Origin of the sequence: Neogemmobacter tilapiae (genome assembly GCF_014652215.1) — a bacterium.
GTDB lineage: Bacteria > Pseudomonadota > Alphaproteobacteria > Rhodobacterales > Rhodobacteraceae > Neogemmobacter > Neogemmobacter tilapiae.
In genome coordinates, this window is record NZ_BMYJ01000003.1 from 282,411 (window position 1) to 299,915 (window position 17,505).

Genomic DNA, 17,505 nt, shown 5'->3' on the forward strand with positions numbered 1-17,505 from the left:
GCGCAAGGCGGGCCATTCCAGAACTACGACGACAGAACCTGCTGCGCTTTTTCGGCCTCGGCCCGGCGGGCGATTTCCTGGCGATAGAGCGCCAGATAATCCACCGTGTCGATGTTCAAGGGCGGGAAGCCGCCGTCGCGCGTTACGTCTGAAATGATCCGCCGGATGAAGGGGAAGACCAGACGCGGGCATTCGATCAGCAGGAAGGGGTGCATCTGCGCCTCGGCCACGCCTTCGATGTGGAAAACAGCGCCATATTCCAGTTCCATCAGGAACAGGGTGTCGCCATTGGCCTTGTTTTTCGAGGTGACGCGGAACTTGTTGATCACCTCATACTGATGCTCTGCCCCGCGCTTGCGCGCGTCTAGGCTGACCGCCACCTGAATGTCAGGCTGCACTTCACCGCCCGAAAGGCCCTTTTGTGCCACCATGTTTTCAAACGACATGTCACGCACGAACTGGGCCATCACCTGCAATTTAATCTGCGGTGCTGCTTCCGGGGCTGCGCCGTTACCTTCGGCCATATTCCAACTCTCCCATATCCGGGGCCTTTGTGGCCGCCGCAAAATCCGCGGACTGTCTAGCAGACCGGTCCGCCCGGCTCAATCCTTCGTAATGTCGCGCATCGGCGCTTGGCCCGGTTCGTCCATGCGGTGCCATTCGCCGTCAATGATGGTGGCGCTGCGCGTGGTGCCTTGCCCCCCCATCCGCGACAGGACGGCGCCTGCCAGCAAGCTTTGCACAGGCGGCAAAAGCAGGATGAGCCCCAGAACGTCGGTCAGAAAGCCCGGCAGGATCAACAAGATCCCCGCGATGACACCAAACAGTCCCCGCCCTAAATCCTGCGTTGGCGCTTGGCCTGCGCGCAGGCCCTGACGCGCCCGCATGATGGCCCCACCGCCCTGCAAGCGGATCACGAAAATGCCCAGCGCAAAGGTGCCCAGAATGATCGCCATCGTGGCCCAAAGCCCGATGCGCCCGCCGATGGTGACGAAGAGACCGATTTCGATCAGGGGCCACAACAGCAGCGGCAGCAAGATTTGCATCCCGAACAACCTTTCTTTGCAGGGTCGGATGGTGGACTTGTGCCAACCCGTCCCCTACATAAGGACGGAAAGGCGGAAAACCAGTCGGAAACCGCCGCAGAAAGGGTTAAAACCATATGGGCTCGTCACTGATACAACTTCTGGTCCTGGCAGGCGTCGCCGTCTTCCTGATCCTCAAGCTGCGTTCCGTGCTGGGCACAAGGGACGGCTTCGAAAAGCCGCCGATCCCGCTGGATGATCTGCGCCCGCGTTCCTCGGGGCCTGTGCTGGTCGAGAATGGCCCAGACCGGGACATCATTGATCATGTGACCGAAGGTTCGAAAGAGGCCGAGAACCTTGCCGCGATGAAGGGGGTTGAGGCGGGCTTTTCCGTGGGCACCTTCCTGCAAGGGGCGCGGGGGGCCTATGAGATGATCGTGACCGCCTTTGACAAGGGCGAACTGGCAAGCATCAAGCCCTTTCTGAACGCTGATGTTCTGGACAGTTTTTCCGAAGCGGTGGCCGCGCGGGAAGCCCAGGGCCTGACCATTCAATCGACTTTTGTCGGCATCCGCGAAGTGGCCATTGATCAGGTCGAATTTGACCGCACGACGAAATGGGCCGAAGTTTCGGTGCGTTTTGTGGCGGAGCTGACGACGGTTGTGCGCGACAAGGCCGGAGTTGTGGTCGAGGGCAGCAGCAGCGAGATCAAACGCCAGCGCGATGTCTGGACCTTTGCCCGCACGATGGGCTCGTCCGATCCGAACTGGCAACTGGTTGCGACCGGGGATTGATGCGTGGCGGTCGTGCCCTTGCGGTTCTGGCGCTGCTGATGGCAGGGCTTGGCGCGACGGCTGGCCGTGCCGAGGTGGAGGTTCTGACCTTTGCCGAACTGGCTGGGTGGGAGGACGACAACCATCTGGCGGCATTGAAGGTGTTTCGCCAGACCTGTGATCAGCTGAAAGACCCGGAATGGCGGCCGATCTGCGATCTGGCGGCGCAGGCGGAAACGACCGAAGCGGCGGCGCGATCGTTCTTTGAGATGTTCTTCAAACCCGTGGTGATCGGCAACCCCCCCGCCCTGTTCACCGGCTATTACGAACCTGAACTTGAAGGTTCGCCGGTGCGCAGCGGGAATTTCATCTATCCGCTTTACGCCAAGCCGAAAGATCATGTTGAAGGCCAGCAATATTACAGCCGCGACCAGATTGATCAGCAGGGGATTCTGGCGGGCAGGGGTTTGGAGATCGCCTGGCTGAACGACCCTGTGGATGTGTATTTCCTGCAAATCCAAGGCTCGGGCCGTATTCGGATGCCGAATGGCGATGTGGTTCGAGTGGGTTATGCGGGCAAGAACGGCCATCCCTATCGTTCCATCGGGCAGGCCTTGGTGGACAGGGGCTTGATGACGCTGTCCGAAGCCTCGGCCCCGGCGATCCGGGCTTGGGTGAAACGCAACGGCAGCTATGGGTTGGATTTGCTGTCGCACAATCCGTCCTATGTGTTTTTCCGCAAGCTGCGGGATGTTGCGGCGAACAAGGGGCCGATTGGTGCGATGGGGCGTTCGATCACCACAATGCGGTCGGTGGCGATTGATCCGGCCTTTGTGCCCTTGGGCGCGCCGGTCTGGGTGGAAAAGGATGGCGATAAACCCCTGCGCCGGCTGATGGTGGCGCAAGACACCGGCGGGGCGATCAAAGGGGCGCAGCGGGCCGATATTTTTTATGGCACGGGTTGGGATGCGGGCGAGGCGGCGGGGATGATCAAAGATCCGGGTCGTCTGGTCGTGCTGTTGCCCATCGACCGGGCCTATGCCGCCCTTCTGCCGGAAGACTGACCCATGACCCGCCGCCGTCGCACCTTGCGCCCCGAGGAAGAGGCGCTTTGGCAGGCCGTGGCCAGAACGGCGGTGCCGATGCATGCCAAGGCGGCGGCCCCGGTGGATCATCAGCCGGTGGAAAACCTGCCGACGGTGGTGAATGTGGAACAACCGCCGAAACCACGCATCCCCAAATTCGCGCTGGGCCAAAAGGCCCATGCCAGCCGGGACCATGATATTTTGCCCGGCCTAGCCGAACGTCTGGCGGCGGCCCCGTTGCGGATGGATGCCAAGGCCTTTGGCCGCATGACGCGCGGGAAACTCTCGCCCGAGGCGCGGATTGATCTGCATGGCATGACGCTGGCCGAGGCACATCCTGAACTGATCCGCTTTGTGCTGAATGCCCATGCGGATGGTCTGCGTCTGGTGTTGGTGATCACCGGCAAGGGCAAGGACAGGGACGATGGCGGCCCCATTCCCCAACGTTTTGGCGTGTTGCGGCATCAGGTGCCCGTCTGGCTGCGGCAGATGCCGCTGGCGGCTGTGGTTTTGCAAACCGCCGAGGCGCATTTGAAACATGGCGGTGGTGGGGCCTATTACGTCTATCTGCGGCGGGGCCGTTAGGCCTGCGCGCCTCGGACCAAAGTGCCCACCAAAGCCTGCAATTCGCGGCGTAAGTCTGCCTCACCAACCGAAGCAAAGCGCCCTTCCAGCGACAGGTCGATCACCCCATGCACGGCGGCAAACATCGTGCGCGCCCGTGCCCGAATCAGTTTTTCATCGGCATCCGGCAGCAGGGCCTGCAAGGGCCGGATAATTTCCGCGATCAAGACGCCCTGTTGTTCGCGCAGCCAATCGGGAATTTCGGGCGGGTTGTGGTCAAACAGCGCCTCCCAAGCCTTGCGATGGGTCAGCGCGAAATCCAGATAGGCCGCGGCTAGGGCCTGAAGCACGCCCTCGGGATCGGACTTTTCGGCCACGGCGGAGGAAAGCGCCTGCCCCAGCCGCTGCAAGGTGCGTGCGCCGACATGCAGAATCAAATCATCCAGATCGGCGAAGACCGTATAGATCGCGCCCAAGGCACAGCCCGCGTCCTGCGCGATTTCGCGCGCCCGCAGCCCCGTCAGGCCCTGCGCGACGATCCGCGCCTCGGTCGCATCCAGCAGCCTTTGCCGCAGATCATCCCGTTTTTCCTCACGTTTTCCGGCCATCGAAAAATTCCTGAACGTTGTTCACAAAATTCTTGAACAGCGTTCAGAATCATGCGATACAGGTTTCATGAACGATGTTCATAAAACAGGAGGCCGGAATGATCAAACTCTTTATGACGCTGATGCGGGGTCGGGCCGAAGACACGGCCGAGGCGACGCGTGACCACTATGCCCTGCCACTTTTGCGCCAGCAGATCCGCGAGGCGGCAGGGGCGATTGATAGCGCACGGCGGGCGGTGGCTTTGGCGATGGCGCAGCACGAACAGGAAAAGGCGCTGGGCGCGAAACTGGCCGGGCAGTTGGCGGATCTTGAGGCGCGGGCGATGGCCGCGCTGGAGGCGGGTGATGAAGCCCTAGCGCGCGAAGCGGCAGGCATGATCGCGGAACTGGAGGCCGAGGCGGATTGCTCCAAAGTCGCAGAGGCCCGGTTTGGGGCAGAAGTGACCCGCCTGCGCAAAGCCCTGCGTGAGGCGGAGGGGCGGCTGCGTGCCCTGCAACGTGGGGAACGGTTGTCTGTGGCGGTGGACCGTTCGCAGAAGCTGCGCGAGGTGCTGCCCGAAGGCGGCGACGCGCCGCTGGACGCCGCCGAGGCGACTTTGGCCCGCCTGGCTGGGCGGCAGGAACAGGCCGATCTGATGGCCGGGGCGATGGCAGAACTGAAGGATGAAACCCGTGTCGATGGGCTGCGTGCGAAACTGGCCGAGGCCGGTCATGGCCCAGCCCTGAAACCCAGCGCCGAAAGCGTGCTGGAACGTCTGAAACAACAACGGGCTGCGGCCTGATAGGAGATGATTATGAACGACAATCTTCCCACCAAACCCTCGTCCGCCTTTGCAACCTTCACCTATGTCAGCTTTGCCGTCGCGGCGGTCATGATGGCGGGCGGTATCTACTTTCTGGAGGCGAGTTTTGCCGCCAAAGGCTTTTATTCCATGTCGGCGCTGATGCTGGTGCATACCACGGTGTCGGCCACCAAGCTGATGCGTGACAATGAAGAATCGACACGCCTGCACAACCGGCTGGAAGAAGCCCGCACCGAACGCCTGCTGATGGAGGTGAACGCGGGCAAGACAAGCCTGTAACGCAACAAACCCGGGCCATTGGTCCGGGTTTTCTAACGCGTCACCTCTGCACCAATCACCGCCACCGGGGCCAAGAAGACTCCGGTGGCTTTGCGCACGGTGATGATCGCGCCGGGCAAAAGCCCCACGCGCATCCGCTGATCATCGGCCAAGGCCTGATCCACCGAACCAATGCCGGAAAGCAGGGCAATCAGCGTCGGCGAATTGCCGACGTTGAAATGGCCGCCGTCCACATTGAAATTCGACGTGTCAAAGAAGGTCACTTCCAGATCGGAGACTTTGGTCAGATCTGTCAGGTTGCCCAGCCGTTCAGGCTCTCCTGTCAAGGTGCTGGACACCTTCAGCGCGAAATCGCGGCGTGAACCAAAGATGATAAAGGGCTGCGGCAACTGGCCCAAGGCATGGGCCTGCCCGCGGAATACATCGACATCCAGATCAGGTGAGATCAGCACAACCGCACCCAGCCGATCAATCAAGCTTTGGTTCCCGCGCAGCGCCATGTTGCGCAAGGCTTCCATCGTGACGGCGCCACCCATCGAATGGGCCACCAGATAGATCTTGCGGGCACCAGACCGTGCCACCTGGCCAATCAGCGTTTCCAGCCCATCCCGTGCAAAGGTCGCCGCATCGCGATCATGCACATAACCCAAGGGGTTGGCATTGGAGGGCCAGGAATAGTGAATGATCGTGCCCGAGAATTTCAGATCATAGGAAAGCTGCGCCAGCCGATACAGACCCTCGGCGAAGTTGGTGTTGAAGCCGTGGATAAAGATCACCGCCTCGCGCCCCGGATTGTCAGCCCCACGCAGGGCCGCCGACAGGTTCGCGTCGAACAGGTCTTCGGGCATCCGCGTCGCCGCCTTGGCCACGAAATGCCGCAGCGGGTCGGGGGTGCCGTTCTTGCGCGGCACGGGCACATCCCCCGTCTCGCGGTCGGGCGGCACGGAAATGTCATAGCGCCCGAACAGCACCTGCTCCGAGGCGGTCGCGCCGAACTGGTCGGTTTCCGGGTCTACCGCCCTCGTCGTGCCGACGAAAATCGGCACGATGGTTCCGCCCTGCGCGTTGGGCAGAACCGTCAAACGCCCGCGTGGCGCGCAGGCGGTCAGAGTCAAGGCGCTGCCGGACAGAATCAGGAAGCGGCGGGTCGGGTCAAAGGACATAGCGGCTGATATCGGCATTGCGGGCCAGGCTGCCCACATGGAATTCCACGAAAACCGCATCCACTGTGATACCCTCACCCTTCCGGTCCGGGGCGGTAAAGGACAGCTCCTCAAACACCCGCTCCATCACCGTATACAACCGGCGCGCGCCAATATTCTCCACGCTGCCGTTCACTTCCGCCGCAATCCGCGCAATCGCAGCGACACCATCCGGGGCAAACGTCACAGACACCCCTTCGGTTCCCAGCAAGGCCGCATATTGCCGCGTCAGGGCATTGTCGGTTTCCGTCAGGATGCGCAGGAAATCGCCCTCGGTCAGCGGTTTCAATTCCACCCGGATCGGCAGACGCCCCTGCAACTCGGGCAAAAGATCGGACGGTTTCGCGACATGAAACGCCCCCGAGGCGATAAAGAGGATATGATCCGTCTTCACCGGCCCGTATTTCGTCGAAACTGTCGTCCCCTCGATCAAGGGCAACAAATCCCGCTGCACCCCTTCGCGGCTGACATCCGCCCCGCGCGCATCGGCGCGGGCGCAGATTTTGTCGATTTCGTCCAGAAAGACGATGCCGCTGTCCTGCACCGCCCGCAGGGCCTCGGCCTTCACCGTTTCGTCGTCCAGCAGTTTGTCGGCCTCTTGCCCCAGCAAGATTTCGTGGCTTTCCGCCACCGTCATCCGCTTCTTTTCGCGCCGCTGAAAGGCTTTGCCGAACAGTTCCTGCAAACCCTGCATCTGCTGTTCCATGCCCTGCCCCATCATCGGCATGGTTGGACCCGCGTCGGTCACCTCGATCTCGATCTCGGTCTCGTCCAATTCGCCGGCTTTCAGCTTGCGGCGGAACATTTCGCGCGTCTGTTCCCGTGCATCACGCCCGGCCACTGCCTCGATCACCCGATCTTCGGCAGCTTTCAACGCCCGCGCCCGAACCTCATCCCGCATTCTTTCGCGGGTTTCGATCATCGCGGCGTCCACCAGATCGCGGATGATGCTGTCCACATCGCGACCGACATAGCCCACTTCGGTGAACTTCGTCGCCTCGACCTTGAGGAATGGCGCCCGCGCCAGTTTCGCCAGACGGCGACTGATTTCCGTCTTGCCCACCCCGGTCGGCCCGATCATCAGGATGTTCTTGGGATAAACCTCATCCCGCAGATCATCGCCCAGCCGCTTTCGCCGCCAGCGATTGCGCAGGGCGACGGCCACGGCGCGTTTCGCCTCGGCCTGGCCAATGATGTAACGATCAAGTTCAGAGACGATTTCGCGTGGGGTCAGGTCGGTCATTCAACGGTCACATAGGGGGGCAATCTGGATTTGCCCGGAAAATTCGGAAGGGCGCGCATCACCGCACCCCGCATTTGCGTCCAGAACGTCCCCATCAAGGTAAGGATGATCCCCAGCACCAACAAGACCGCCGCCATCGGTGCGGTCTCACCACCGGCACGAAGCAGCCAACCGACCAAGATCGCCAGATAGACCACCGCCGCCGTCATGAACGAACGCCGGTCAATGATCAGCGCCAAAAGCGCCACCAAGGCCAAGACCACCGCCAGCAAAAGCTTGCCCGTCATATCGCCAGAATTCAGCGCCGTCAGCGCCACGGTGTTCACCAAGGCGGGGGCTGCCAGAATGTGCAACCAAAAGCCGCTGGCCGACGAGCGGCCCAGCCGATAGGGATCGCGCATGTCAAAGGCCACCCCGCCTGCAAAGGCGCAAAGGCCAAAGATCAGCGTGCCCAAAGCAAAACCCGATCCGGTGCGCAGATCGAACATTTCTGACCAAGAGGCGATTCCCGTCTGCAAGGGGGCGACGCTGTCGGTCAGCACAAAGATCAGGCCCATGCCTGCCAACCCGATGGGCACAAAGCTGAACGGCACCTTATAGGACCGATACCAAAAGCCCAGCACGGCCAGCACCACCAGAAAATAGCCGATCAGGAACAACCGTTCCGTCTGCCAGCCATCCCGGACAAGGCCCATCCCAAAGCCAATCGCCGCGGCCGCGCCCAAGGCAAAGCCAAGCGTCAACACGATGCTAGGCAAGGCCATCCGCCGCTTGAGTGTGAAATAGCGCGCAAAGGTCCAGCACAGCGCCGCCGTGATCGCCGGCATCAGAACCGAGCCCGCCACGCTGGTAAAGGCAAGGATCCCGCTGATCAGCAGGATCAGCCCCACGGATACAAAAATTTCGGCAAAGCCACGAAAGAACTCGAACGGCTCCTCATCGGCGGGCAGCGCGTCCCTTTGACCGTGTCTTGCTGCCGCCAAAGCCGTCAGGCTGGCGGCTTGCGCCTCATTCAGAATGCCCGCAGCAACGGCGGAACGGATGTCTTCGTCGGTAATCTGCACGGTGGAACCCTGCCCCTGACTTTAGCCTTCAATCGTCTCAACGGTCAGATTGCCGTTGGTATAAACACAAATATCCGCCGCAATGGCCATAGCACGCCGGGCGATGTCTTCTGCATCAAGATCCGTCGCCATCAGCCCCCGCGCCGCCGCCAACGCATAGTTCCCACCCGAACCTATCGCTGCAACGTCATTCTCTGGTTCTAGCACATCCCCCGCGCCGGTAATCACGAAAAGATCACGCCCATCCGTCACAATCAGCATCGCTTCAAGGTTGCGCAGATATTTGTCCAGCCGCCAATCTTTTGCCAATTCCACACAGGCCCGCGCCATCTGACCCGGCATTGACTCCAGCTTTTTCTCCAACCGTTCCAAAAGGGTAAAGGCATCCGCCGTCGATCCGGCAAAACCTGCCACCACATCCCGCCCACCGGGCGACAACCGCCGCACCTTGCGCGCCGTGCCTTTGATCACGGTCTGACCAAGGCTCACCTGCCCATCCCCAGCCACCACAACCCGCCCACCCCGGCGCACCGCCAGAATCGTCGTCCCATGCCATCCCGGGAATCGCTCTTCGGTCATCATGTCTCCTAGATACCGGCAAAATCGGCTTAGAAACTTCTGTCTACGATCTGCCGGAAATAGCGGCTGATCAAGATATAGCCCACCACCGCCAAGAGCAGCGACACACCAAAGACGTATAGCGGGCTGACGAAACTGGCCTCATACTGTCCGTAAAACCCCCGCCGCATCATCGCGATGATATGGACCAACGGGTTGTACCAAAGGATGTCCTGTGCCGAATTCGGCATCTCATCAAACAGAAAGATCACCCCCGAAATCAGGAAAAGTGGTGTCGTCGCAATCGAAAACAACGACGCATAGATCGGGAACATCGGCATCAGAAAGGCGTTGACCATCCCAACACCGATGCCAAAAGCTGTTGCCATCGCCGTCGCCATCAAAATCCAGCGCAAGTCGACGATGGTCCTTGTCTCGAACAACAGGATCATGCTGGAAAATATCAGCACCATGACGGCCATATGGGTCACAAGGTTCAGCAAAACCCGCGCCAGGATGGCGTCGAAAAACCGCACTGCCGGATAGCGCAGCAAAGACCGGGAATAGGTGATCGAGGTCGCAACCTTTTGCTGGATGCGCACATAGAGCATAAAGATCAGCATCCCCGTGGCGTAAAACATCGGAAAGCTGATGCCCAACGAGGGCTGCCTTAGCCGAAGGCCGACGCTGAACACGATGGTCAAGATCAAGACACTGCCGATCGGTTCGAGCAGGGCCCAAAGGTAGCCCCCGAAAGACCGCCCATAGGTCGTTGTCATTTCGCGCAGAACCAAGGCACCGACCGAGCGTCCGGTCCGCCAAGGCAGCGAAAAACTGCCCGGTCGTTGGGCGGCTGGAACAAAGCCAACCGGTTTCCGTCTCATGCGCGGTCACCCCGTGCTGTCGATCTCAAGACGGTCGCCCGGCAATGTCCTGCCGCGAAACCGCTTTGCGTCTGGATTTCATTGGCCCGTCTATAGTAGGAAACCCGTGGTAAGATCAAATTGCTTCCAGCCTTGGGACGGTTTTCCGCCCTGTGCTGGTAGGGTCGGCACAGAAAGCCGCCCTTTGGAAAAGGATGTCTCGGGTGAATTCCGAACAGGCGGACGGGCCGGAACCGGCAGAAGATAAGCTGGACGAACCGCGCAAAAGACGAAATGGCCAACAGGGCAGACCCGGTGTCGGGGCGGCAAGCAAGGCGGTTCCCCGTCTGGCACGGGCCGTCGGTGCCGCAGCGGTCCCCGCTCCGCCTGTCGGACCCATCGCGCCCATCCGTATGGCTGATGGCTCGGTCGCCAACCATCCCATCGGACCGGCCCGTGCCGAGGCCGCCAGTGGTGTCCGGCCACCGGCCGCCCGCGCCACGGTCAAGCGTCGCCACCGCTTGACGCTTTACACCTTCATTCTGGTTGTTGTCCTGCCGGTGGCCATGCTTGCGGGTTATTTGGGCAGCTTTGCGCAAGATCAGTATGCCTCTGAGTCAGGCTTTTCGGTGCGCAAGGAGGAAGGTGCCACATCGGTCGACATGATCGGCGGCCTGACCCAGCTGACGGGATCAGCCTCGACCGACGCGGAAATTCTTTATGACTATATCCGCAGCCCTGATCTTGTGGCCGATATTGACCGTGACCTTGACCTTTATGGGATCTACAGCCGCAACTATGACAAAGATCCGCTGTTCAGCCTTGCGCGTGATTCCACAATTGAGCAAAAAACCGACTATTGGCGGCGGATGGTGCTGGTCGAATACAATGAGGCGACCGGCCTGATCCGCCTTGAGGTGCGCGCCTTCACCGCCGAAGAGGCGCAGAAAGTCGGTCGTGCCATTCTGGAATACAGCAGCCAGATGATCAACCGTCTGTCCGACGCGGCGCGTGAAGATGCGACGCGTTATGCTGGGGCTGAACTGGAAAAAGCTGTCGAAACCTTGAAAGAAACCCGGGCGGCGATCACAGAATTCCGCACGCGGACCCAGATCATCGACCCGTTGGAAGACATTCGTCGGCAATCGAACCTTCTGAACAGTCTGGAGGTTCAGTTGGCTGAAGCAACGATTCAGCTTGATTCATTGCGGGCGACCGTCACCGTTTCGCGCAGCCCGCAGATTGAACAGACCGAACTGCGTATCTCGATCATCAAAAAGCAGATTGAAGAAGTTCGTGCCAAGATTGGTCTGGGGCAAGACGGCGATCGGGCGGATTCGGGCTATGCCCAGAAAGTCGCGGAATACGAAAGGCTGGTGGTTGACCGCGAAGTGTCTGAAGAACGATTCCGCGCGACCACCATGCTTTACAACGCGGCCCAAGCCGAAGCCGATCGCAAAAGCCGCTACCTTGCAGCCCATGTGGAGCCTACCCTTGCCGAAGGCGCACTTTATCCGCAGGCGCTGTTGCTGTTGCTGATGACCGGGGGTTTCCTGACCCTCGCCTGGGCACTTCTTGTGCTGATTTACTACAGTATCCGCGACCGGCGCTGAGGTCATGATTCGGCTGCGGAACCTGTCCAAATCCTATTTGTTGAACGGCCGTCGCAAAGTGGTGGCCGACAACATCAATATGATCTTCCCCTCGGGCGAATGTGTTGCCCTACTGGGCCGAAATGGGGCCGGAAAATCGACGCTGATGTCGATGATCGCCGGTTCCACCGAAATCGACCGGGGCGAGATCACCAGCACCGGCACAATTTCCTGGCCTGTCGGCTTTCGCGGTTCATTCCACCCCGACCTGAGTGGTGCGCAGAACACGCGCTTTGTCGCCCGCGTCTATGGCGTGGATACCGACGAATTGCTGGACTTCGTTGAAGAGTTTTCCGATTTGGGCGATCATTTCTATCTTCCGATCCGCAGCTATTCCTCGGGGATGCGGTCGCGTTTGTCTTTTGGCATGTCGATGGGCATCCACTTCGACACCTATTTGATCGACGAGGTGACCAGCGTCGGCGACGCTGATTTCCGCCGGAAAAGTGCAGCGGTGTTGCAGGATCGACTGGCCAACAGTGGCGCCATTGTTGTCACCCATTCCATGGCACAAATCCGCAAACTCTGCACTTCTGCGGCCGTTCTTGAGGACGGAAAGCTCACCTATTTCGACGATGTGGACGAGGCAATCAGTTTGCACCACAGGAATCTGGATGTCGCCGAAGAAGAAGCCGAAGAAATGGATGAAGGCGAGTGACAGCCTTGGCGATTGGCCAAAATAGATAAACATGTTCCTGTTAAGCGGCGCTTCACCCCGATCTGTCAGTCTGGGCCTTGGGTGAAATGTGTGGGTGACACGATGGCCAGGCAAACCAATGCCGCGCCAGTCATCATCAAAAGGAAGAAAGTCGTTGCGGGCGGCGGACACCACGGGGGTGCGTGGAAGGTCGCCTACGCCGATTTCGTGACGGCCATGATGGCCTTCTTTCTGCTGATGTGGCTGCTGGGGGCGACGACGGAAAAACAGCGCAAAGGCGTGGCGGATTATTTCAGTCCGGCGATTCCGATCAGCCCGCAATCGGGTGGCGGTTCGGGGGCTTTTCGCGGTGACAACGCTCTGAGCGCCGAAGACCTGGCCTATTCTGGCAAATCGCAATCCGTGCTGTCGGCGGAAGATATCCTTCAACGACAGGCGGCGGCCCAGGCCCAAAAAGATGCCGTCGACAAACAGCTGACCGCACTTGCCGGTGAAAGCATGACGATGGAACAGGCACTCCGTCATGTGGTGACCAAAGTCACCGATGAAGGCTTGGTGATCGAAATCTTTGACCTGCCGCAGGCGCCCTTGTTTCAGATCGACAGTGCCGAACCGCAAGACGTCACCCGGAACATCGCACCGATCTTGGCCGACGTGCTGGCCGTCGCCACGAATCAGTTGGCGGTGAACGGACATGTGCATTCCTATCCAATCACCATGATCGACAATCCAGCCTGGAGCCTGTCGTCGGCCCGCGCTGCCGCCATGCGCGATTTGCTGACCAAGGCGGGCCTTGAACGCCAAAGATTCCAACGTTTCAGCGGTTTTGCAGATCGAAAGCCTGTCACGGCGGATCCGACCGCCATCCGAAACAACCGCATCGAACTGGTGCTTTTGCGATGGGATCGATGAAAATGCACCGCCATTAGCATCATCTTAACAGGCCTCGGCGCAACGATGGTTACCATTGGAATTGACGTTGCAGAAAGGCTTCTGTCCCATGACCATCTCTTCGGCCCTCAACGCCGGCGTCGCCGGCTTGAACGCGAATGCCACCCGTTTGGCCACCATTTCCGACAACATCGCCAATGCCGGAACCTACGGCTACAAGCGCATGGTCAGCGCCTTTGAAAGCATGGTCATCTCGGAAGCGCCGGGCGCTGGCACCTATTCTGCGGGCGGCGTTCGCGCCTCCACCCTGCGACTGATCAATGAACGCGGCACGCTTGTTTCCACGACGAATGCCCTTGATCTGGCCATCAGCGGTCGGGGTATGTTGCCGGTCATGCAAAAGGTCGATGTCGGTGCACCGGGCAATCCAGGCCTGATGATGACGACAACGGCCTCGTTCTATCCCGATGCCAATGGTGTGCTGACCTCGCCTTCTGGTCTGGTGTTGCTTGGCTGGCCCGCCAATGACAACGGCCAGATCCCCAATTTCCCGCGCGATACGACGGCCGGTCTTGTCCCGGTCATTGTCAGCCCCAATCAGCAGGCCGGTGATCCGACCACGGCCATCACCCTGGGCGCAAATCTGCCCGCAACAGCCACGATGGCGGGCGCCTCGGGCGTCTCTTTGCCGCTGACCGTCGAATATTTCGGCAATCTTGGCACATCCGAAACGATGGAAATCAGCTTTACCCCCACCATTCCAGCCTCCGGTGCCTCGAACAGCTGGACAATGGAAATCCGCGACAACGCCCAAGGTGGGGCTGTCATTGGGGAATATACCCTGACCTTTGATGACACGCGTGGCGCTGGCGGCACCCTGGCCAGCGTCACGATGGTCTCTGGCGGTGCCTACGATCCGGGCGATGGCACAATTGCCCTGAATGTGGCCGGTGGTCCCTTGACCATGACCATCGGTCAGATTGGTCAGCAGGGCGGCCTAAGCCAATTGTCCGATACTTTTGCCCCTACCGGTATCACGAAAAATGGTTCGCCCGTCGGCTCGCTAACGGGGGTTGAGGTCGACGAAAAAGGCTATGTCATGGCCACCTATGACACGGGCTTTACCCGCCGCCTCTATCAGGTGCCCTTGGTCGACGTGCCAAATCTCAACGGCCTTGTCGCGATGGACAACCAGACCTATGAGGTCTCGCCCGATTCCGGCCCCTTCTTTCTGTGGAACGCAGGGGATGGTCCAACCGGTTCGGTGGTCGGCTATGCCCGCGAAGGTTCCACCACCGACGTTGCGGGCGAGTTGACCAATCTGATCCAGACCCAGCGCGCCTATTCGTCGAATGCCAAGGTTATCCAGACGGTCGCATTGTCCTTGGCCGAATTGACCGACTTCCCGGTCGAGATTTCGGATTGAACGGTGGCCATCTTGTTGTTGGTCGCCTTGATGGTTTGCAGGGCCACCATGGCGCTGTTGTTTGTCAGAAGCGAAGACATTTGCCTTTTCCTTTGCGTCCGCCGCCCGTTTCGGCGGCATGTCACCGTTGTTGCCAACGGCCATTCGGGCATCCGACCCTTGCAGCCGACCTTTGGGGCTGCGCCATCCCGTCGTGGGATGCAGGGTCAGATTGCGGGCAAAGTTCTAAGGCTTTGCTAAACCCAACCGGCTGCCGCCTTTGGAATGCGACAAATTTTACTCAAATCCGCCGGGCCATTTGCGGTGCTGGCGGTTCCATCGCGGCGCGGCGGCCCTTGCCGTCATAGGTGGCAAGGCCTTGCGCGGCGGCGATCACTTCCGCCAACCTTTGCCTTGCCGCGCGCAGCCCCCGACCCGAGGCGTCGAGACAACGGACATTGCGCTGGGCCGAGGCGCGCAGACGCTTGGCCTGCGGGCTGTCGGCCAGCGACTCCAACGCTGGCAAAAACATCTCGATCTGCTGCCGATGCAATGTCAGATTGTCCCACCGACCCTGCAACAAATCGCCGCTCAAAGCGTCCAGCACCTGCTCCAAGGCTTGCATCTGTTCCTCAGGGGTCATTTCTGGGCCTCGTGGCGTTTCAAAGCCTCAAAAATGGATTGGGACAGTCCGATTCCCCCGGCCCGCACCAAGGCCTCCGCCTGCTTTTCTCGCAGGAATGACGAAAACTGCGCTTCTCCGGCGCCGCCACCAAAGCTTTCTCGGGTCTGCCCGACCCCGGCATGGCCCAGCATTTCCGACAGAAAAGCCGATTCCAGTGCTTGGGCCTTGGCCCAAAGCGGATCGGCGGCTTGGGGCCTTGGCCCCGCGACGATGGGTTCAATCATGGCCTTCTGGTCCTTTGACGATTTTCCCCAGTTTGCGCCAAGGCGGTAAACAAGCAGTAAGGATTTCCCGCCATTCTGGCGCTGTTTGGTAAATTTCGGGGAAAGCAATGCAGGTCACGGCGATTCTGGGTTTGGCCATGCCGGTGGCGACCGAACAGATGCAGGGCATGCCTTTGGCCGGCGGGGAATGGTCCAACCTACTGGCGGCCTTTGCCGCGACCGAGGAAGACGCCCTGCCCGATGCCTCGGTGACCTTGCCGGATCTGGCCGTTTCGTTTGTGGCCCCTTCGGCACCAACCGTGGCCGGGCCAGCGCCCGTTCCACAGGCGGCTTCGAATCCCCAGGTTCAGGGAACAGGGCCGGTGGCAGAGGTCGCCGCCGCTGATTCCGCAAAGGCAGCTTTGTCCGCTTTGCCTTCCGCCGTGGCCGCGTCGCCACCACCGGAAGGTGCCAGTGACGTCCCGGCCGATCCCGCTGAAAAGCCTGTTGTCATTGTGCAAGCCGCTCCCAAGGCCCTGTTGGGCCCAAAGCGTTCGATGGCCGAGAATATGTGGGAAATGCAGGGGCTTATCCCAAAGCCCCCGATCCAGGAAACCTTAGACGAAACCCACGAAATGCCACCAGCGCTTCCCGTGTCAAGGGTTGTCCGCACCGTTACCCGAGGCTCTACACCCTCTGAAAGCCGCCCCATCGCAGCGCAGGGCGCGAACATCGAAACCGTTCACAACCCTGATGAAATCCCCCGCCTGCTGTCGACAGAATCCGCCCTCGAACCCCACTTTATCGGCACATCCCCTTCTGCCCCCCTGCCGCTGATGCATAGCCCTGCGCCCAATGCCGCCCAGCCGCTGGCCCAGACCCTGTCCCCCAGCTTCATCGCACAGGTTCAAGCTCAGGCGGCTGCGCCCGTTCCGGGGGGAATCAACATCACGCTTGATCCGGTCGAACTTGGGGAATTGCAGATGGTCATGCTGCAAGAGGGCGAAAGCCTGCACATCGCCATCACCGCCGAGCGCCCTGAGACACTGGAACTTCTGCGGCGGCACGGCGATCAACTGGCCCAGGAACTGCGGCAGGCCGGGTTTCAATCCACCAGTTTCAGCTTTTCCCAAAGCGGCCAAGACGCCCGAACAACCACCCCCGCCAGAACTGACGATTCCCCCCCCCCGCCATCCCCGACCGAGTCAACAGACCCGGCCCCGCCCCGATCCACGGCGGCGGAGCAAGGCGGGCTCGATTTGCGCATCTAAAGGAAAACTTATGGAAATTACCCAATCCCTTCCCCAAACGCGGACGGCCTTGGAAACCAAGGCCTCGATAAATGCCGATTTCGATCTTTTCCTGAAAATGCTGACCACCCAGATGAAAAATCAGGATCCGCAAGACCCGATGGATTCCGCCGATTTTGCCGTCCAACTCGCGACCTTCTCGGGCGTCGAACAGCAGACCAAGACCAATCAGCTTCTTACCAGCTTGCAGGGCCAGATTGGCATGATGGGCCTGTCCCAAATGGCCGATTGGGTCGGACGCGAGGCGCGCTCGACCGCCCCAGTCTGGGTCGATGGTCAGCCCGTAACGCTGTCGCCTGCCCCGGCCCAAGGGGCTTCGCGCGCGGTGCTGGCGGTCTATAATGCCCAAGGCCAGCTTGTCTCGCGGCAGGATGTGCCGGTCAGCAGCGCCCCTATCGAATGGGCCCCCACCGATGCCGCCGGCAACCCGCTGCCGCAGGGGCAATATACCTTCAAACTGGAAAGCTATCAGGGTGAGGAAAAGATCGACACAAAGCCCGTCGAATCCTATGCCACGGTCGTCGAAATCCGCAGCGGCGCCTTTGGCACGATGGTCGTGATGGAAGGCGGGGCCGAGATTGCCGCCAGCGCCGTGACCGCCCTTCGGGGCTGACCCTTGCACTTTGCACCCCGG

21 protein-coding genes and 1 pseudogene are annotated in these 17,505 nt (G+C 60.5%); 11 read left to right on the forward strand and 11 right to left on the reverse strand.

Features of this window, described 5'->3' with window-relative positions; genetic code table 11:
- Positions 1-23: 23 nt before the first annotated feature.
- Positions 24-524 carry a protein-export chaperone SecB gene (secB, locus tag IE095_RS06390; RefSeq protein ID WP_189410784.1) on the reverse strand — a complete coding sequence of 167 codons (501 nt, stop codon included), beginning with the start codon at positions 522-524 and terminating at the stop codon, positions 24-26.
- A gap of 78 nt (positions 525-602) precedes the next feature.
- Entirely contained in the window at positions 603-1,046 is a 444-nt protein-coding gene (locus IE095_RS06395; RefSeq protein WP_189410785.1) for an FxsA family protein, read from the reverse strand.
- A gap of 116 nt (positions 1,047-1,162) precedes the next feature.
- Here IE095_RS06395 and IE095_RS06400 point away from each other — a divergent pair, with 116 nt between their 5' ends.
- The 3 genes from IE095_RS06400 to IE095_RS06410 are packed head-to-tail and all read left to right on the forward strand — an operon-like array spanning position 1,163 to position 3,468.
- Entirely contained in the window at positions 1,163-1,819 is a 657-nt protein-coding gene (locus IE095_RS06400; RefSeq protein WP_189410786.1) for a Tim44/TimA family putative adaptor protein, read from the forward strand.
- A complete protein-coding gene (mltA, locus tag IE095_RS06405; RefSeq protein WP_189410787.1) occupies positions 1,819-2,862 on the forward strand; it encodes a murein transglycosylase A in 1,044 nt (347 codons plus the stop codon). The genes IE095_RS06400 and mltA overlap by 1 nt, the downstream gene beginning before the upstream one ends.
- A 3-nt stretch (positions 2,863-2,865) precedes the next feature.
- Positions 2,866-3,468, forward strand: coding sequence for a Smr/MutS family protein (locus IE095_RS06410; RefSeq protein WP_189410788.1), 603 nt, complete (start codon positions 2,866-2,868; stop codon positions 3,466-3,468).
- On the opposite strand, the gene IE095_RS06415 is transcribed toward IE095_RS06410, so the two are convergent.
- On the reverse strand, positions 3,465-4,055 hold the full coding sequence (locus IE095_RS06415) for a TetR/AcrR family transcriptional regulator (RefSeq protein WP_189410789.1): 591 nt from the start codon (positions 4,053-4,055) through the stop codon (positions 3,465-3,467). The genes IE095_RS06410 and IE095_RS06415 overlap by 4 nt on opposite strands.
- Positions 4,056-4,153: 98 nt before the next feature.
- Here IE095_RS06415 and IE095_RS06420 point away from each other — a divergent pair, with 98 nt between their 5' ends.
- Together IE095_RS06420 and IE095_RS06425 are read left to right on the forward strand one after the other, a co-directional pair.
- Complete coding sequence (locus tag IE095_RS06420; RefSeq protein ID WP_189410790.1) at positions 4,154-4,837, forward strand: PspA/IM30 family protein; 684 nt, start codon at positions 4,154-4,156, stop codon at positions 4,835-4,837.
- A 12-nt stretch (positions 4,838-4,849) separates the two neighbouring features.
- Complete coding sequence (locus IE095_RS06425) at positions 4,850-5,137, forward strand: YiaA/YiaB family inner membrane protein (protein WP_189410791.1); 288 nt, start codon at positions 4,850-4,852, stop codon at positions 5,135-5,137.
- 32 nt (positions 5,138-5,169) lie between these two features.
- On the opposite strand, the gene IE095_RS06430 is transcribed toward IE095_RS06425, so the two are convergent.
- From IE095_RS06430 to IE095_RS06450, 5 genes are read right to left on the reverse strand one after another with little or no spacing between them, the layout of a single operon-like run.
- The gene (locus tag IE095_RS06430; RefSeq protein WP_189410792.1) at positions 5,170-6,300 is read right to left on the reverse strand and encodes an alpha/beta hydrolase; all 1,131 of its coding nucleotides are present in this window, start codon (positions 6,298-6,300) and stop codon (positions 5,170-5,172) included.
- Positions 6,290-7,582, reverse strand: a complete 1,293-nt coding sequence (gene hslU / locus IE095_RS06435; RefSeq protein WP_189410793.1) for an ATP-dependent protease ATPase subunit HslU — start codon at positions 7,580-7,582, stop codon at positions 6,290-6,292. The genes IE095_RS06430 and hslU overlap by 11 nt, the downstream gene beginning before the upstream one ends.
- Positions 7,579-8,646, reverse strand: coding sequence for a hypothetical protein (locus tag IE095_RS06440; RefSeq protein WP_189410794.1), 1,068 nt, complete (start codon positions 8,644-8,646; stop codon positions 7,579-7,581). The genes hslU and IE095_RS06440 overlap by 4 nt, the downstream gene beginning before the upstream one ends.
- A gap of 21 nt (positions 8,647-8,667) precedes the next feature.
- Positions 8,668-9,225: an ATP-dependent protease subunit HslV gene (gene hslV, locus IE095_RS06445; RefSeq protein ID WP_189410795.1), complete on the reverse strand. Its 558-nt coding sequence runs from the start codon at positions 9,223-9,225 to the stop codon at positions 8,668-8,670.
- A gap of 29 nt (positions 9,226-9,254) precedes the next feature.
- Positions 9,255-10,088 (reverse strand): ABC transporter permease, encoded by an 834-nt coding sequence (locus IE095_RS06450; RefSeq protein ID WP_189410796.1) that lies wholly within the window; start codon positions 10,086-10,088, stop codon positions 9,255-9,257.
- Positions 10,089-10,291: 203 nt separating this feature from the next.
- Between IE095_RS06450 and IE095_RS06455 the strand changes: the two genes are divergently transcribed.
- The 4 genes from IE095_RS06455 to IE095_RS06470 all read left to right on the forward strand — a co-directional run bounded on the left by IE095_RS06455 (position 10,292) and on the right by IE095_RS06470 (position 14,694).
- Positions 10,292-11,680, forward strand: coding sequence for a KpsE/RkpR family capsule polysaccharide export protein (locus tag IE095_RS06455; protein ID WP_229804584.1), 1,389 nt, complete (start codon positions 10,292-10,294; stop codon positions 11,678-11,680).
- A gap of 4 nt (positions 11,681-11,684) precedes the next feature.
- Entirely contained in the window at positions 11,685-12,377 is a 693-nt protein-coding gene (locus IE095_RS06460) for an ABC transporter ATP-binding protein (RefSeq protein WP_189410798.1), read from the forward strand.
- Between the two features lie 102 nt (positions 12,378-12,479).
- Entirely contained in the window at positions 12,480-13,289 is an 810-nt protein-coding gene (locus IE095_RS06465; RefSeq protein ID WP_189410799.1) for a flagellar motor protein MotB, read from the forward strand.
- A gap of 88 nt (positions 13,290-13,377) precedes the next feature.
- A complete protein-coding gene (locus IE095_RS06470; RefSeq protein WP_189410800.1) occupies positions 13,378-14,694 on the forward strand; it encodes a flagellar hook protein FlgE in 1,317 nt (438 codons plus the stop codon).
- Here the strand turns inward: IE095_RS06470 and IE095_RS18765 are convergent.
- The 3 genes and pseudogenes from IE095_RS18765 to IE095_RS06480 all read right to left on the reverse strand — a co-directional run.
- Positions 14,634-14,774, reverse strand: a pseudogene (locus IE095_RS18765) (flagellin N-terminal helical domain-containing protein); the annotation flags it as partial. The gene IE095_RS06470 and the pseudogene IE095_RS18765 sit on opposite strands and share 61 nt — an antisense overlap.
- Before the next feature lie 200 nt (positions 14,775-14,974).
- Entirely contained in the window at positions 14,975-15,316 is a 342-nt protein-coding gene (locus IE095_RS06475) for a hypothetical protein (protein ID WP_189410801.1), read from the reverse strand.
- Positions 15,313-15,582: a rod-binding protein gene (locus tag IE095_RS06480; RefSeq protein WP_189410802.1), complete on the reverse strand. Its 270-nt coding sequence runs from the start codon at positions 15,580-15,582 to the stop codon at positions 15,313-15,315. The genes IE095_RS06475 and IE095_RS06480 overlap by 4 nt, the downstream gene beginning before the upstream one ends.
- Positions 15,583-15,689: 107 nt before the next feature.
- Between IE095_RS06480 and fliK the strand changes: the two genes are divergently transcribed.
- Together fliK and IE095_RS06490 are read left to right on the forward strand one after the other, a co-directional pair.
- Entirely contained in the window at positions 15,690-16,832 is a 1,143-nt protein-coding gene (gene fliK, locus IE095_RS06485; protein WP_189410803.1) for a flagellar hook-length control protein FliK, read from the forward strand.
- 10 nt (positions 16,833-16,842) lie between these two features.
- Positions 16,843-17,484, forward strand: a complete 642-nt coding sequence (locus IE095_RS06490) for a flagellar hook capping FlgD N-terminal domain-containing protein (RefSeq protein WP_189410804.1) — start codon at positions 16,843-16,845, stop codon at positions 17,482-17,484.
- Positions 17,485-17,505: the final 21 nt, after the last annotated feature.

Bases quoted from the DNA above. Each gene is read 5' to 3' on its own strand.
- mltA (WP_189410787.1), top strand. From the start codon at position 1,819: ATGCGTGGCGGTCGTGCCCTTGCGGTTCTGGCGCTGCTGATGGCAGGG.
- fliK (WP_189410803.1), top strand. From the start codon at position 15,690: ATGCAGGTCACGGCGATTCTGGGTTTGGCCATGCCGGTGGCGACCGAA.
- hslV (WP_189410795.1), bottom strand. From the start codon at position 9,225: ATGACCGAAGAGCGATTCCCGGGATGGCATGGGACGACGATTCTGGCG.
- hslU (WP_189410793.1), bottom strand. From the start codon at position 7,582: ATGACCGACCTGACCCCACGCGAAATCGTCTCTGAACTTGATCGTTAC.
- IE095_RS06395 (WP_189410785.1), bottom strand. From the start codon at position 1,046: ATGCAAATCTTGCTGCCGCTGCTGTTGTGGCCCCTGATCGAAATCGGT.
- IE095_RS06480 (WP_189410802.1), bottom strand. From the start codon at position 15,582: ATGATTGAACCCATCGTCGCGGGGCCAAGGCCCCAAGCCGCCGATCCG.
- secB (WP_189410784.1), bottom strand. From the start codon at position 524: ATGGCCGAAGGTAACGGCGCAGCCCCGGAAGCAGCACCGCAGATTAAA.
- IE095_RS06490 (WP_189410804.1), top strand. From the start codon at position 16,843: ATGGAAATTACCCAATCCCTTCCCCAAACGCGGACGGCCTTGGAAACC.
- IE095_RS06415 (WP_189410789.1), bottom strand. From the start codon at position 4,055: ATGGCCGGAAAACGTGAGGAAAAACGGGATGATCTGCGGCAAAGGCTG.
- IE095_RS06425 (WP_189410791.1), top strand. From the start codon at position 4,850: ATGAACGACAATCTTCCCACCAAACCCTCGTCCGCCTTTGCAACCTTC.
- IE095_RS06475 (WP_189410801.1), bottom strand. From the start codon at position 15,316: ATGACCCCTGAGGAACAGATGCAAGCCTTGGAGCAGGTGCTGGACGCT.
- IE095_RS06460 (WP_189410798.1), top strand. From the start codon at position 11,685: ATGATTCGGCTGCGGAACCTGTCCAAATCCTATTTGTTGAACGGCCGT.
- IE095_RS06465 (WP_189410799.1), top strand. From the start codon at position 12,480: ATGGCCAGGCAAACCAATGCCGCGCCAGTCATCATCAAAAGGAAGAAA.
- IE095_RS06420 (WP_189410790.1), top strand. From the start codon at position 4,154: ATGATCAAACTCTTTATGACGCTGATGCGGGGTCGGGCCGAAGACACG.
- IE095_RS06410 (WP_189410788.1), top strand. From the start codon at position 2,866: ATGACCCGCCGCCGTCGCACCTTGCGCCCCGAGGAAGAGGCGCTTTGG.
- IE095_RS06450 (WP_189410796.1), bottom strand. From the start codon at position 10,088: ATGAGACGGAAACCGGTTGGCTTTGTTCCAGCCGCCCAACGACCGGGC.
- IE095_RS06470 (WP_189410800.1), top strand. From the start codon at position 13,378: ATGACCATCTCTTCGGCCCTCAACGCCGGCGTCGCCGGCTTGAACGCG.
- IE095_RS06430 (WP_189410792.1), bottom strand. From the start codon at position 6,300: ATGTCCTTTGACCCGACCCGCCGCTTCCTGATTCTGTCCGGCAGCGCC.
- IE095_RS06400 (WP_189410786.1), top strand. From the start codon at position 1,163: ATGGGCTCGTCACTGATACAACTTCTGGTCCTGGCAGGCGTCGCCGTC.